This window comes from Terrabacter sp. C0L_2, assembly GCF_036352015.1.
GTDB lineage: Bacteria > Actinomycetota > Actinomycetes > Actinomycetales > Dermatophilaceae > Terrabacter > Terrabacter tumescens.
In genome coordinates, this window is sequence record NZ_CP143557.1 from 4,493,096 (window position 1) to 4,507,374 (window position 14,279).

Sequence of the window (14,279 nt, forward strand, 5' to 3'; positions counted from 1 at the left end):
GCTCCGCTCGGCTCCCCCGCAGCCCTCCCCCGCAGCCCTCCCCTGCAGCCCTCCTGGGGCGCCGGACCGTCCGGGCCGTGGGTCGCCGTCCCACGGTGGCGCCCGCGACCCATATCCTTGCCGCCATGTCGGAGCGCAACGCATGGGGTCACGGACTGACGACGATCACGGACGACGGGCAGGTGCTCGACACGTGGTTCCCGCAGCCGGCGCTGGGTGAGCGCCCTGCGGAGGCTGCCGTGCCCGAGGGGCTCGACGCGCTCGTCGGCGCCGATGCCGCCCGCCGCGTCCGCACCGAGGTCCGCCTCGTCGAGATCGACCTCGACGCCGCCCCGGCCGACGCACCCGACGCGTACCTGCGTCTGCACCTGCTCTCGCACTGCCTCGTGCAGCCGAACACCATCAACCTCGACGGCGTCTTCGGCGCCCTCCCCAACATCGTGTGGACGAGCGCCGGTGCGTGCGCCGTCGACGGCTTCGAGCAGACCCGGATGCGGCTGCGCGCCCGGGGCCAGCACGTCGCGGTCCACGGCGTCGACAAGTTCCCGCGGATGACCGACTTCGTCGTGCCGCAGGGCGTCCGCATAGCCGACGCCGACCGCGTGCGCCTCGGGGCTCACCTGTCCGCCGGCACCACCGTCATGCACGAGGGCTTCTGCAACTTCAACGCCGGCACGCTGGGCACCTCGATGGTCGAGGGACGCATCGTGCAGGGCGTCGTCGTCGGCGACGGGTCCGACATCGGGGCGGGCGCCTCGATCATGGGCACCCTCTCCGGTGGCGGCACGGAACGCGTCAGCATCGGCGAGCGTTGTCTCGTCGGGGCCAACGGTGGCATCGGCATCGCGCTCGGGGACGACTGCGTCGTCGAGGCCGGGCTCTACGTCACCGCGGGCACGAAGGTGACGCTGCCCGACGGCACCGTGGTCAAGGCCAAGGAGCTGTCGGGGTCGAGCAACGTGCTCTTCATCCGCAACAGCGTGAGCGGTGCCGTCGAGGCCCGCGACCGCAAGGGCACCGGCATCACGCTCAACGCCGCGCTCCACGCCAACGACTGACCCGCCACACCCCAGAGACCGCCCACCACAGACCGCACGCCACAGACCGCACGCCACAGACCGCACGCCGCCACCCGGTTCAGACCAGAGCCGGACCACCCGAGGACCCCATGCCGAACCACCGACCGGGCCCGACCCTTGCCGAATCACGGCGCCGAACACCAGCGCGTCGTCGGCGCCGCTGGGTGACCGTGCTGCTCGTGCTGGCCGTCGTCGGGACGGCCGGGTGGTTCGGAGCGCGATTCCTCATCCAGAGCGTCGTCAACCCGCAGTGCACCATCCAGGCCGCCGGCATCACCGAGACCTTCGACCCGGACCAGACGGCCAACGCCGCGCTGATCTCGGCGTTGTCGATCAAGCGGGGCATGCCGCCGCGCGCGGCCACGATCGCCCTGACCACGGCGTTCCAGGAGTCGAAGATCCGCAACCTGCGCTACGGGGACCGTGACTCCCTGGGCCTGTTCCAGCAGCGGCCGAGCCAGGGCTGGGGCACCAAGGAGCAGATCCTCGATCCCGTGCACGCGACGAACGCCTTCTACGACGCCCTCGTGAAGTACAAGGGATATGAGACGGCCGACATCACCAAGATCGCCCAGCGCGTCCAGAAGAGCGGCTTCCCCGAGGCCTACCGCGACCACGAGGGGCAGGGCCGGGTACTCGCCTCGACCCTCACCGGCCACTCCCCCGCCGGCCTGACGTGCCGGCTCGACGCCGTGAAGACCAGCGTGTCACCGCAGCGGGTCGCGAGCGACCTCTCGCAGCAGATGGGCGTCACGACGGCCCGCCCCGGGTCGGGCTTCCTGACCGTCACCGCACGTGACACGACGACGGCGTGGGCCGTCGCCCACTGGGCCGTCGCCCGCGCCGAGATGTACGGGGCGAGCAGGGTCAGCGTCGGCGACCGCGCGTGGGACCGCTCCACGGGCGACGACGGGTGGTCGAGCGGGACCGCCGGCAGGACCGTCACGATCAACCTCGGCTGAGCGACCCGGCATACGACACGGCGCACGACCCCGCACACGACCCCGTCAGCTCAGCCGGACACCCGGTCGAGGTGCTGGAGCAGGTCGTGCGCGGCCAGCTCGATCTCCTTGTGCCGCCACTCGCTCGCCCGGTAGACGCAGGCGATGAGCGCGGTCCGGTGCACGCGGCGCAGGTCACCGTAGGCGAACGCGTAGCGGGCCTTGGTCCCGTCGTGGGCGCCCTCGGTCAGGCCGAGGTGCCACGCCGCGTAGTCGTCCCACGAGTGGTGCTCGAGGTAGGCGTTCTGCGCCTCGGCGTTCGGCTGCACCTGGCCCCAGTCGCTGTCGAGGACGTACTGGCGCTTGTCGATGAGCTCGCGGCACCGCGCGACCGCCGCGTCGTTGACGAGGTAGGTGGCCATCACCCCATCATGCCGATGCCCCCGTCCCTTGCGGGGCGGGGGCATCGGGTGGATCTGCGCCGAGCCGGGGCTCGGGGCGTGCTCAGGCGGCTCAGCTGGGGTAGCTGCGCTGGGCCTCGCCCGTGTAGATCTGGCGCGGGCGGCCGATTTTCGTCTCCGGATCGGTCATCATCTCGCGCCACTGGGCGATCCAGCCCGGGAGGCGCCCGATGGCGAAGAGGACGGTGAACATCTTCGACTCGAAGCCCATGGCCTTGTAGATGAGGCCGGTGTAGAAGTCGACGTTGGGGTAGAGCCGGCGCTCCACGAAGTAGTCGTCGGCGAGCGCGATCTCCTCGAGGCCCTTGGCGATCTCGAGCAGCGGGTCGTTCTGGCCGAGCTTCTCGAGGATGTCGTCGGCGGCCTTCTTGATGATGGCCGCGCGCGGGTCGTAGTTCTTGTAGACGCGGTGCCCGAAGCCCATGAGGCGGACACCGTCCTCCTTGTTCTTGACCTTCTCCATGAACTTCTTCGGGTCGTCGCCCGACTCGTGGAGCTGGCCGAGCATCTCGAGGACGGCCTGGTTGGCGCCGCCGTGCAGCGGGCCCGACAGGGCGTGGATGCCGGCCGAGACCGAGTTGAAGAGGTTCGCGTGGGCCGAGCCGACGAGGCGCACCGTCGAGGTCGAGCAGTTCTGCTCGTGGTCGGCGTGCAGGATGAAGAGCAGGTCGAGGGCCTTGGCGACGGTCGGGTCGACCTCGTAGGGCTCGACGGGGTAGCCGAACGTCATCCGCAGGAAGTTCTCGACGAACGACAGCGAGTTGTCGGGGTACATGTACGGCTGGCCGACGCTCTTCTTGTGCGCCATGGCCGCGATGGTCGGCAGCTTGGCGAGGAGTCGGACGGTCGAGATCTCGACCTGCTCCTGGTCGAAGGGGTCGAGGCTGTCCTGGTAGAACGTGCCGAGCGCCGACACGGCCGAGCTGAGGACCGGCATCGGGTGGGCGTCGCGCGGGAAGCCGTTGAAGAAGGCGCGGAGGTCCTCGTGCAGCATCGTGTGCCGGCGGATCGAGTCCTCGAAGCGCGTCAGCTCCTCGGGCGTCGGGAGCTCGCCGTAGATGAGCAGGTAGGAGACCTCGACGAACGTCGACTTCTCGGCCAGCTCGGCGATCGGGTAGCCGCGGTAGCGCAGGATGCCCTCGTCGCCGTCGATGTAGGTGATCGCGCTCTTGCACGACGCGGTGTTGACGAACCCGACGTCGTAGGTGACGAGGCCGGTCTCCTTGAGCAAGGACCCGACCCCGAGCCCGTCGTTGCCCTCGACGGCGCCGACTCCCGGGAACGTGAGTTCCTTGTCTGCGACCTTGAGTGTCGCGTCCACTGCCTTCGTCACTGTTCCTCCGCCTCCTGTCACTCCGGCCCAAGATCGCCGGACGTATCCGCGAGCGACGTTACCCCAGCGCCGGGTCCGCCGAGAAAACAGGCCCACCCGGCGGCACCCGTCTGCACCTGCCGGCGAACGGCCTCACAGGCCGTCAGAGCCGGGAGCAGGCAGCGGCGATGCGCTCGTCGGTGGCCGTGAGCGCGATCCGCACGTGCTGCGCCCCCGCCGCACCGTAGAACGCGCCGGGCGCGACGAGGATCCCGCGGTCGGCGAGCTCGGAAACCGTTGTCCAACAGTCCTCCCCGCGAGTCGCCCACAGGTAGAGCCCCGCCTCGGAGTGGTCGACGCGCAGACCCGCGCGGGTGACCGCGGCCAGCAGCTGCTCTCGCCTGCGGGCGTATGCCGCCCGCTGCGTCTGCACGTGGGTGTCGTCGCGCAGGGCGACGGCCATGGCGTGCTGGACGGGTGTGGGCATGATCATGCCGGCGTGCTTGCGCACCTCGAGGATCCTCCCGATGATCGCGGGATCCCCGGCCACGAACGCCGCCCGGTAGCCGGCCAGGTTGGACTGCTTCGACAGGGAGTAGACCGCGAGCAGTCCCGTGTGGTCGCCGTCGCAGACGTCGGGGTGCAGGATGCTCGGGGTCGAGGTGCCGACGTGCCCCTCGCGCCAGTCGAGCTCGGCGTAGCACTCGTCGCTCGCCACGACGACGTCGTGCTGACGCGCCCACGAGACGACCTTGCGGAGGTGCTCGACGCCGAGAACTTGACCGTTCGGATTGCCGGGACTGTTGAGCCACAACAGTTTTGGCGTCGTCGAAGCGGTCAGCGGGCCGAGACTCGTCAGCGACTGGGCGACGACGGCGGTCGCACCGGCGATGCGCGCCCCGATGTCGTAGGTCGGGTAGGCGACGGCCGGGATGCCGACGACGTCACCCGATCGGAGGCCGAGCAGCGTCGGCAGCCACGCGACGAGCTCCTTGCTGCCGATCGTCGGCAGGACGGCGTCGGCCGTCAGCCCGGCGACACCGCGGCGGCGCTCGAACCACTCACAGATCGCAGCGCGCAGGTCGGCGGTGCCGACCGTCAGCGGGTAGCCCGGCGCGTCGGCAGCGTCGGCCAGAGCACGGCGTACGACCTCGGGTGTGGGGTCGACGGGCGTGCCCACCGACAGGTCGACGATGCCCTCCGGATGCGCGACCGCCCGCGCCTTGTAGGGCGCGAGCGAGTCCCAGGGGAAGTCGGGGAGGTCGAGCCCGCGCACGGGCCCGCCGGTCGTCGTCACTCGTCGTGTTCCTGCGGCGGCAGGGCCTCGATGAGCGGGTGGTCCTTGTCGATGACGCCGAGCTTGGCGGCACCACCCGGGCTGCCGAGGTCGTTGAAGAACTCGACGTTGGCGTTGTAGTAGTCGGCCCACTGCTCGGGGACGTCGTCCTCGTAGTAGATCGCCTCGACGGGGCAGACCGGCTCGCACGCACCACAGTCGACGCACTCGTCGGGGTGGATGTAGAGCGACCGCTTGCCCTCGTAGATGCAGTCGACCGGACACTCCTCGATGCAGGCACGGTCCTTCAGGTCGACGCAAGGCTGGGCAATGACGTAGGTCATGGGGAGCGGACCTCCTGCTGTGGAGCGTTCGGGAGCGGATGCTGCACCGCCTAGTATGCCGGACATGACTGGCGATCCCACCGACGGCCCCGCGGATGAGACGGGTTTCGCGAGCAGCACCGACACCCCGGGCCACCGCCTCAGTGCGGGACTCACCATCGGGAGCCGGGTCGTCGTGCGCTACCGGCTCGGTGAGGGTGCGGAGGCCGGGGCGACCGACTTCCTCGGCGAGCTCATCGCCCGCAACAACGACTTCCTCGTGGTCGACACGAAGACCGAGCGGGTCAAGCTGATCCGCGCCGACGTCATCGCCGCCAAGGACGTGCCGCCCCCGGCGAGCCGCCCCGGCCACGCCCACGAGCGCATCTCCGCCGACGACCTCGAGAAGCTCATGGCCAAGGGCTGGCAGGCGCTCGACCGCGGCGGCCTCGGCGACTGGGTGCTCCGGGCCTCCGAGGGCTTCACCGGGCGCGCCAACTCGGCGCTCGTCGTCGGGGACCCGAGCCTGCCCCTCGACAGGGCCCTCGACTTCGTCGAGAAGTGGTACTCCGACCGCGGCCGTCCGGCCGTCTTCCAGGTGCACGGCGAGCGCGGGTTCGCCGTCGAGGACGTGCCCGTCGCGGCAGCCCTGCTCGAGCGCGGCTATGCCGTCGGCGGCGGGCGCGACGACTGGCAGCGGGTGCTCATCATGACCGGCCTGTCCGCCGCGGTCCCGCCGCTCACCGAGGAGTCCGTCCCGGTGACGGCGGACTCCGAGCTCAAGATGGACTGGCTCATGGCCTACGGCGAGCAGCGCACCATCGTGCCCGGCGCGACGGAGGCCGTGCTCACGGGCAGTGACGGCCAGCTCTTCCTGTCGGTGCGCGACCCGGAGAGCAACCGCATCATCGCCCTCGCGCGCATGGCGATCCACCCCGGCTGGGCAGGCATCTTCGGCCTGTGGGTGCACCCCGAGCACCGCCGCGAGGGACTCGGCACGACCCTCGTCTCCGCCGTGGCGATGGTGGCCCGCGAGAACACCATGCCCGCGATCTACCTCCAGGTGTCGGCCGACAACGCCGACGGCGTGGCCTTCTGGGAGGACCTCGGCTTCAGCGTGCACCACGAGTACACCTACCTGACCCGCCCGTCCGCCTGACTCTCCGGGCTCGAGCGGCGGTCCTGCACGTGCTGACCGTGCTCAGGGCGGGGTGGCCCTGGGGTTGGTGCAGATGACCTGGTCCTCCGGGAGGTAGTGCGTCGTCACCGGCTCGCTGCGGGCGAGCGCGCTGGAGCCGGGGCTGCGCCACTCGCGGGTCACCGTCACGTCGAAGCCGGGGCTGGGTGGCTGCGGTTCGCACGTCAGGCTCGCACTGCGGATCGTCTTGGGAGGTGTGACGTTTCGCCGCTCGCCCTTGACGGACGCGATGTCCCAGGTCTTGGTGCTCCACACCCTCCCGTGGAGGACGCCGCCCTCGACCCAGGTCTGCAGGAGCATCCCGTACGGCGTGTCGTTCTTCCACGTGCTGTCGAGGGTCGGCCAGTGGACGGCGGCCTCGCGTCCCTCGGGATAACGCGGGTTGTAGAACGCGTGCGGGGTGGCCCGGACGATGTCGACGCCGGCGAAGTAGGCGAGGTTGTGGGTCAGCGTGGCCACCTGGGCGGCCCCGGCGCCGGTCCCCCGCGTCAGGCGACCGTCGACGACGACGGCGCCCTCGGCAAACCCCGTGTCCGCGGTCTGCGCGCCGAGGAGGGCGTTGAGGCTGAAGGTGCCTCCGGCCGGCACGTAGGTGCCGTTGAGGCGCTTGGCAGCACCGACGAGGTTGTTGGTGCGAGCGGGGTCGTCCGTCGGGAACGGCGAGCGGAAGTCGACGACGAGCTCGTTGATGCCGGCCTTCTGGGCGTCCTCGGTCGTGAACGGCGGCTGGGCGGGCGCCGGACTCACGTCCACCGTGCGGTCGGCGCCGGAGATGGCGGCCTCGGCACGCTTGGCGAGGGCGTCCTCGTCGACGGTGAGCCCGTCGACCGACGGCACGAGGCGGGGCTTGCCGTTGTTCGGCTCGAACTCCCACCGCGCGCTGGTCGCGGCGCGCGTCGTCACCGGCACCTTGCCGGCGACGAGCCGCGCGAGGGCGGTCTCGTCGAAGTGCAGGGCCAGGTGCCCCGACCCGTCGGGGACGACCGAGACCGTCGGCGCGTACTCCGACGGTCCGAGCAGGACCCGCGTCGTGCCCGACACGAGGGTGAGCGGCCGCGACACGGCCGTGCTGCCGACGTCGGAGGCGAACTGCTCGACCGCGTCGGCGCTCACCTGCGGCGGGGTCTCGCGCAGCACCGCGGTGGCCCGCGTCGAGTCGGGGAAGGCCCGCCGCAGCGCGATCTTCGTGCCGGCGACGTCGAGCGTGTGCCCCGGCACGGGCATGTCGGCGGCCACGGACCCGCCCGGGAAGGTCACGCGCCCCTCGACGGGGGCGACCGCGAGCGAGGGTGCGAGGCGGTCGAGGTACGCGGTCAGCCTGTCGTCGTCGGTGGTCGTCAGCAACGGCGCGCTGATCGAGCCCGTCAGCCGGTTCCACAGCACCCGAGGATCGAGGGTCAGGCCCGTCAGCCCCTCGAGCGAACGGTCGGCGTCGACCCCGAGCCCTGCCTCGCGGGGCACGACCTCGAGCGGCTCGTCCCGCCCCGGCACGCTCAGCACGATCGGGGTGTCGAGGAGGGTCCGCGAGCCGGCGAGCACGGCCGCCCGGGCGCTGTCCGTCGACATCCCACCGACGCGGATGCCACCCACCGACACCGAGGCCGGGACGTGCTGCGCGGACCAGGCGCAGAGTCCCGCGTAGCCGCCGCCGAGCACGATCGCGGCCACGACGAGGCGCACCGCGGTGGAGCGTCGCTCACGCCGCGTGTCGTCGTACCAGTCGTCGGCCATCGTCTCTCCGGGCAGGGGACATCGAGTGGCACGAAGGTAACGCCTGGTGGCGCCCGAGAGCGCGAGGCGGCGCCGTCGGGGCACCCGCCGCAGCACACGGCATACGCCAGCAGTCATCCGCCCCTCGACGGCTCCCGGCCGCGGAGGTGCGTCAGGCGAGCAGGCCGGCCTCGCTCGGCTCGACCGCTCCCCCGACCGTCTCCCACGTCAGGGGGTCGACGCGGCGGAAACCCTCGCGTCCCGTCGTCCGGGCGGCGACGAGGTTGGAGAGGGCGTGGACGTCCTCGCTCGCCACGATGACCTGGGTCGCGTGCGCGCGCAGGGCGTCGTTCTGCGTCGCGCGAGCTGCCTCGTGGACCACCGCGTGCGTCACCAGCGCGTCGTCGACGACGGACGGCGGGAACGGGTGGACCAGGTCGGGCACGACGAGGCGCGGCGCCTCGGGCGAGCCGGCTCCGAGGTCCTGCTCGCTCCACCACGCGGACGTGTCGAGCAGCGCGGGGTCCGCGTCGCGCAGCCACTGCCGGTCCTCGCGGGCCCAACCCGCGGGCGTCAGGATCTCGTAGACGCGCTCGGGTCGGTCGGCGGGGCCCAGCAGCTCGAGGGCGCGGCGCGTGACGCGGTGCGTCTGGATGTGGTCGGGGTGGCCGTAGCCGCCGTGCTCGTCGTAGGTGACCACGACGTCGGGGCGCACCTCGCGCACGACGTCGGCGACGAGGGCGCCGGCCACGTCGAGGTCGGCCGCTGCGAAGGCGTGCGCGTGGGACGCGGCCGGAGAGCCCGCCATGCCGGAGTCGCGGTAGAGCGAGAGCCTCCCTGCCGCCTCGTCGGCGCCGAGGACGTGCATCGCGGCGCCGATGCGCTCGAGCGCCTGCGTCAGCTCACCGTGACGGTGCGGGCCGAGCCGGTCGTCCGGGTCCCCCTCGAGGTGCGCGAGACCGGGCGGGATGACCTCGCCCTCCTCCCCGAGGGTGCACGTCAGCACGTGCACCTCGTCGCCGCGCGCGACGTGGTGGGCCATGGCCACGCCGCACGTCAGCGTCTCGTCGTCGGGGTGGGCGTGGACGAAGAGCAGTCGCGACACGGGTGGCACCTCTCGGGTCAGCGGGCGGATCGGCAGGCGGATCGGCAGGCGGGACGGGCAGGTCGGGTCAGCGCACCGCGACGGTGGCGAGGTCGACGATGCCGCCGACGGCGTGGTCCTCGTAGGACTTCACACCGGACCCGTGCAGGTAGAGCGCCTTGGTCGCCGACAGGGCGATGTAGCCGCCCTCGTCGCGCAGCGTCCGGTCGGCCTGCTGCCACACCTTGGCGCGGGCGCGCGGGTCGGGCGTCACGTCCGCCTTGTCGATGAGGGCGTTGACGGCGGGGCTGCTGAAGTAGCCGACGTCCTGGCCGGGGCCCGAGGAGTCGATGTTGATGCGCGAGTCGAAGAGCGCCGGCAGGACCCCGCCGGCGGACGGCCAGTCGGGCGTCCACACGCCGCGGAAGACGTCGAAGGAGGAGACCGAGGTCGGCTTCTCGATGGTCTCGTAGTACTTTTCGGCCGGCACGCTCGTCAGCTGTACGTCGAAGCCGGCGCGCTCCCAGCCCGCGGCCAGGGCGGCGTATGCCTTGTCCCCGAGCACCGATCGCGCGTAGACGACGCGCAGGGGCACCGGCAGCTTGACCCCCGCCTGCTGGAGCGCCCGACGCGCGCCCTCGGGGTCCCCCTCGACGCCCGTGCCGGGCGGCGGGGTCACCGACTGCGGGTCGACGGTGGGCGACAGGATCGACCACGTCGGCGTCCCTGCACCCTCGCCGCCGGTGGCGGTGACGTAGGTCGCGCGGTTCGTCGACAGCGCGAGGGCCTTGCGCACCGCGGGGTTGGCCATGACCTTGCTGCGCATGTTGACGGCGAGGTAGTCGACGTTGCCCGTGTAGGGGAACGTCAGCCGGGCCTGCAGGCCGGTGCCCGCCTGGTTGCGCAGGGTCGGGCTCGCCTGGACCCACGAGACGGCATACGCGTCGTCGTCCTGCTGGTTGAGCAGGCGCTGGATGACGGACTGCTCACCCAGCCCCGACATGACCCGGATCTCGTCGGGGTAGGCCCGGCGGATGGGGTCGGTGCGGGGGTCCCAGTGCTCGTTGCGCACGAAGGTGCCGCCCTTGCCGACGACCCACGGGTCCTTGAGGCGGTAGGGCCCGCTCGACATGACGGCATACGACGCCTTGTCGCTCGTCGTGTCGGTCGAGGCCTTGCGCGGCGCGAACTCCGGCAGCGCCACGATGTGGGGGAAGTCGGGCTCGGCGTCGCGCAGCCGGAAGGTGATCGTCGACCCCTTGCACGACACGGCCCTCTCGAAGTCCGCGCGATGGGCCGTGTCGCCCGGGCCGGAGTAGACCGGCTTCTCCAGGCCCTCGGGCGTGACCTGCGTCGGCATGTCGAGCAGGAAGCTGGCGTAGTTCGTGCCGCCGACGTGCGTGCGCCGGTCGAAGGTGCGTGCGACGCCGTGGCGCACGTCGTCGCACGTGATCGGCGAGCCGTCCTGCCACTTCACGCCGGGGCGCAGCGTGAAGGACCACGTGCGCGCGCCGTCGCTCGGGGTGCCGGTGTCGGTCGCGAGGTCGGCCTGGACGTCGCGCTGGTGCGCACCCGTGCCGTATGCCGTGAGGCCGCGGGCGAAGGTGCGCTGGGCGAAGAACGCCTCGGGGCCGACGTACATCAGCTGCGGGTCCCACGTCGCGATGGTCCCTGCGACGAGCACCTGCAGGTCACCACCGCGCTGGGGCTCCCCCGACGCCGACGGGGCGGTGCCGAGCGCGCCCTGCGTGCTGACGGGGTCGCTCGACCCCGTGCACGCAGCGGCGCCCGCTGCCAGGAGGGCAGCCCCGACCCCGGCAGCGACCGACCTCGTCAGCCCACGCACCACGCCGCGACCTCCGCCCGGCACCGGTCGGTCAGCCCTCGGCCTTCGCCGCCGAACGGGCGCGGGACGCGGTGCGTGCGCGCTCGCCGGCGTCGAGGACGACCTTGCGGATGCGGACGGACTCGGGCGTCACCTCGACGCACTCGTCCTCGCGGCAGAACTCGAGGCTCTGCTCGAGGCTGAGCTTGCGGGGCGGCACGATCTTCTCGAAGTTGTCCGAGGAGGAGGCGCGCACGTTGGTGAGCTTCTTCTCCTTGGTGATGTTGACGTCCATGTCGTCGGCGCGGGAGTTCTCGCCGACGATCATGCCCTCGTAGACCTCGGTGGTCGGGTCGACGAACAGCGTGCCGCGCTCCTGGAGGTTGACCATCGCGTAGGAGGTGACGACGCCCTTGCGGTCCGAGACGAGCGAGCCGCTCGTGCGGGTCGTGATCGCGCCGAACCACGGCTCGTAGTCCTCGAAGACGTGGTGGGCGATGCCCGTGCCGCGCGTCTCGGTGAGGAACTCGGTGCGGAAGCCGATGAGGCCACGGCTGGGCACGAGGAACTCCATGCGGATCCAGCCGGTGCCGTGGTTGGTCATCTGCTCCATGCGGCCCTTGCGGGCGGCCATGATCTGCGTGATCGCGCCGAGGAACTCCTCGGGCGTGTCGATGGTGAGGCGCTCGACGGGCTCGTGGACCTTGCCGTCGACCTCGCGCGTGACGACCTGCGGCTTGCCCACGGTCAGCTCGTAGCCCTCGCGGCGCATCTGCTCGACGAGGATGGCGAGAGCCAGCTCGCCTCGGCCCTGGACCTCCCAGGCGTCGGGGCGCTCGGTGTTGAGGATGCGCAGCGACACGTTGCCGATGAGCTCCTTGTCGAGGCGGTCCTTGACCATGCGGGCCGTGACCTTCGAGCCGCGCACCTGGCCGACCATCGGGCTCGTGTTGGTGCCGATCGTCATCGAGATCGCCGGCTCGTCGACCGTGATGAGCGGCAGCGGGATCGGGTTCTCGGGGTCGGCGAGGGTCTCGCCGATGGTGATGTCGGGGATGCCGGCGACGGCGATGATGTCGCCCGGGCGGGCCTCCTCGGCGGGCTTGCGCTCGAGGGCCTCGGTCATGAGCAGCTCGGTGATCTTCACGCGCTGCTGCGAGCCGTCGTGACGGCACCACATGACCTGCTGGCCCTTCTTGATCGTGCCGTTGAAGACACGGAGCAGGGCGAGGCGGCCGAGGAAGTTGGACGCGTCGAGGTTGGTGACGTGGGCCTGCAGCGGCGCCTCGTCGTCGTAGGTCGGCGCGGGGATCGTCTCGAGGATCGTCTCGAAGAGGGCCTCGAGGTCCTCGCCCTCGGGCAGGCCACCGTTGTCGGGGCGCTCGGTCGAGGCACGGCCGGCCTTGGCCGAGGCGTAGACGATCGGGAAGTCGATCTGCTCCTCGGTGGCGTCGAGGTCCATGAACAGCTCGTAGGCCTCGTCGACGACCTCGGCGATGCGCGAGTCGGGACGGTCGACCTTGTTGATGCAGAGGATGACCGGCATCTTCGCGGCGAGCGCCTTGCGCAGCACGAAGCGGGTCTGGGGCAGCGGGCCCTCGGACGCGTCAACGAGGAGCACGACACCGTCGACCATCGACAGGCCGCGCTCGACCTCGCCACCGAAGTCGGCGTGGCCGGGGGTGTCGATGATGTTGATGGTGACGCCGTCGGTCAGGCCACGGTCCTGGGCGGCCTTGCCCGTGTAGTGCACCGCGGTGTTCTTCGCGAGGATCGTGATGCCCTTCTCGCGCTCGAGGTCACCGGAGTCCATCGCGCGCTCGTCGACGTGCTGGTGCTCGCCGAACGCGCCGGACTGCCAGAGCATCTTGTCGACGAGGGTGGTCTTGCCGTGGTCGACGTGGGCGACGATGGCGACGTTGCGGATGTCCGCGCGGGTCTTCATGGGCATGAGGGACAGTCTCTCAGGGTTTCGAGGGTGGTTCGGACCACGTCGTCGTGGGTGGTGCTCAAGCGGGTTCTGCAGGTGGATCTGGCAGGTGTTTCGGGGCTGGCCAGGCGTCAGGGGCTGCGGTCGGGCTCGGCAGGCCGCCGGAGCATGGTCTCGAGCGCCTCGACGATGGGAAGGTCTGCGGGGAGCCACCCGACCGAGCGCAGCTCGTCGAGCCCCAGCCAGCGCAGCTCGTCGTGGTCCTCGATTGGCTCGGGCGTGCCCTCGACGACCTCGGCGAGCCAGACCAGCATCTCGTACCGGTCGCCCAACGGCCACGTCGAGCCCGGCTGGGGCCCGGGCACGTGCGCGCCGAGCGTCACCCGGACGCCCAGCTCCTCGAGCAGCTCGCGGTGCAGCGCCGACAGCGGCGACTCGCCCTCGTCGACCTTGCCCCCGGGCAGCTCCCACCCGCCGGCGAGCGCGGAGGGCTCGGTGCGACGCGCCGACAGCAGCCGGGTCGGGCGCTCGAGGTCGTCGACGACAGCGGCCCCGACGACGAGGCGGACCGGAACGGGCTCAGCGATGCTCATGGCGACGTCGATGGTGCCACACGCACGGCCTGCAGCGGGGCGCTGAGCGGGCCACACGGCATACGACGGCGGTTTACTGGACGTCATGACACGACGACTGACCGACGAGGAGATCGAGCGCCAACTGGGCGACCTGCCCGACTGGACGCGTGAGGGCGACACGATCCGGGCCTCCTTCGAGGCCCCTGCGTTCCTCACCGGGATCGCGCTCGTGGACGAGGTGGCCGCGGCGGCCGAGACGATGGACCACCATCCCGACATCGACATCCGCTGGCGCACGGTCACCTTCGCGCTGTCGACGCACTCGGAGGGCGGCCTCACCCAGCTCGACGTCGAGCTGGCCCACCAGATCAGCCAGGAGGCGGCCCGCAGGGGCGCCGTGGCGACGACCTGACGCCGGCCGGAGCGACCGCCCTCGGCCGTAACTTAGGATTGCCTCATGCGATCCCACTCACGCTCCGACTCGCGCGCCGAGTCCCGGGAGGGCCATAGTCCGTGGCCGGACCCGGTCCGGCCACCCCTGACCCACCACTCGCTCGCCCGGGTG

13 protein-coding genes are annotated in these 14,279 nt (G+C 71.5%); 4 read left to right on the forward strand and 9 right to left on the reverse strand.

Annotated elements, in window-relative coordinates; all coding sequences use genetic code 11:
• Positions 1-125 precede the first annotated feature (125 nt).
• Positions 126-1,058, forward strand: coding sequence for a 2,3,4,5-tetrahydropyridine-2,6-dicarboxylate N-succinyltransferase (gene dapD / locus U5C87_RS20875; protein ID WP_330474347.1), 933 nt, complete (start codon positions 126-128; stop codon positions 1,056-1,058).
• 110 nt (positions 1,059-1,168) lie between these two features.
• Positions 1,169-2,041, forward strand: coding sequence for a hypothetical protein (locus tag U5C87_RS20880; RefSeq protein WP_443082081.1), 873 nt, complete (start codon positions 1,169-1,171; stop codon positions 2,039-2,041).
• Between the two features lie 50 nt (positions 2,042-2,091).
• Here the strand turns inward: U5C87_RS20880 and U5C87_RS20885 are convergent, their stop codons facing one another.
• The 4 genes from U5C87_RS20885 to fdxA all read right to left on the reverse strand — a co-directional run bounded on the left by U5C87_RS20885 (position 2,092) and on the right by fdxA (position 5,413).
• On the reverse strand, positions 2,092-2,442 hold the full coding sequence (locus U5C87_RS20885; protein ID WP_330474349.1) for a hypothetical protein: 351 nt from the start codon (positions 2,440-2,442) through the stop codon (positions 2,092-2,094).
• A gap of 91 nt (positions 2,443-2,533) precedes the next feature.
• Complete coding sequence (locus U5C87_RS20890; protein WP_330474350.1) at positions 2,534-3,814, reverse strand: citrate synthase; 1,281 nt, start codon at positions 3,812-3,814, stop codon at positions 2,534-2,536.
• A gap of 142 nt (positions 3,815-3,956) precedes the next feature.
• Positions 3,957-5,090: a succinyldiaminopimelate transaminase gene (gene dapC, locus U5C87_RS20895; protein WP_330474351.1), complete on the reverse strand. Its 1,134-nt coding sequence runs from the start codon at positions 5,088-5,090 to the stop codon at positions 3,957-3,959.
• Positions 5,087-5,413, reverse strand: a complete 327-nt coding sequence (gene fdxA / locus U5C87_RS20900) for a ferredoxin (protein ID WP_020143133.1) — start codon at positions 5,411-5,413, stop codon at positions 5,087-5,089. The genes dapC and fdxA overlap by 4 nt, the downstream gene beginning before the upstream one ends.
• A 64-nt stretch (positions 5,414-5,477) precedes the next feature.
• Here fdxA and U5C87_RS20905 point away from each other — a divergent pair, with 64 nt between their 5' ends.
• The gene (locus U5C87_RS20905) at positions 5,478-6,551 is read left to right on the forward strand and encodes a GNAT family N-acetyltransferase (protein ID WP_330474352.1); all 1,074 of its coding nucleotides are present in this window, start codon (positions 5,478-5,480) and stop codon (positions 6,549-6,551) included.
• Positions 6,552-6,593: 42 nt separating this feature from the next.
• On the opposite strand, the gene U5C87_RS20910 is transcribed toward U5C87_RS20905, so the two are convergent.
• The 5 genes from U5C87_RS20910 to U5C87_RS20930 form a co-directional block, all read right to left on the reverse strand.
• A complete protein-coding gene (locus U5C87_RS20910; protein ID WP_330474353.1) occupies positions 6,594-8,321 on the reverse strand; it encodes a VanW family protein in 1,728 nt (575 codons plus the stop codon).
• Between the two features lie 151 nt (positions 8,322-8,472).
• The gene (mshB, locus tag U5C87_RS20915) at positions 8,473-9,405 is read right to left on the reverse strand and encodes an N-acetyl-1-D-myo-inositol-2-amino-2-deoxy-alpha-D-glucopyranoside deacetylase (protein ID WP_330474354.1); all 933 of its coding nucleotides are present in this window, start codon (positions 9,403-9,405) and stop codon (positions 8,473-8,475) included.
• Between the two features lie 67 nt (positions 9,406-9,472).
• Positions 9,473-11,233 (reverse strand): ABC transporter substrate-binding protein, encoded by a 1,761-nt coding sequence (locus tag U5C87_RS20920; protein ID WP_330474355.1) that lies wholly within the window; start codon positions 11,231-11,233, stop codon positions 9,473-9,475.
• A gap of 28 nt (positions 11,234-11,261) precedes the next feature.
• On the reverse strand, positions 11,262-13,160 hold the full coding sequence (typA, locus tag U5C87_RS20925) for a translational GTPase TypA (protein WP_030194434.1): 1,899 nt from the start codon (positions 13,158-13,160) through the stop codon (positions 11,262-11,264).
• 110 nt (positions 13,161-13,270) lie between these two features.
• Positions 13,271-13,732: a (deoxy)nucleoside triphosphate pyrophosphohydrolase gene (locus U5C87_RS20930; protein WP_330474356.1), complete on the reverse strand. Its 462-nt coding sequence runs from the start codon at positions 13,730-13,732 to the stop codon at positions 13,271-13,273.
• A gap of 85 nt (positions 13,733-13,817) precedes the next feature.
• Between U5C87_RS20930 and U5C87_RS20935 the strand changes: the two genes are divergently transcribed.
• The gene (locus U5C87_RS20935) at positions 13,818-14,126 is read left to right on the forward strand and encodes a 4a-hydroxytetrahydrobiopterin dehydratase (RefSeq protein WP_330474357.1); all 309 of its coding nucleotides are present in this window, start codon (positions 13,818-13,820) and stop codon (positions 14,124-14,126) included.
• Positions 14,127-14,279: the final 153 nt, after the last annotated feature.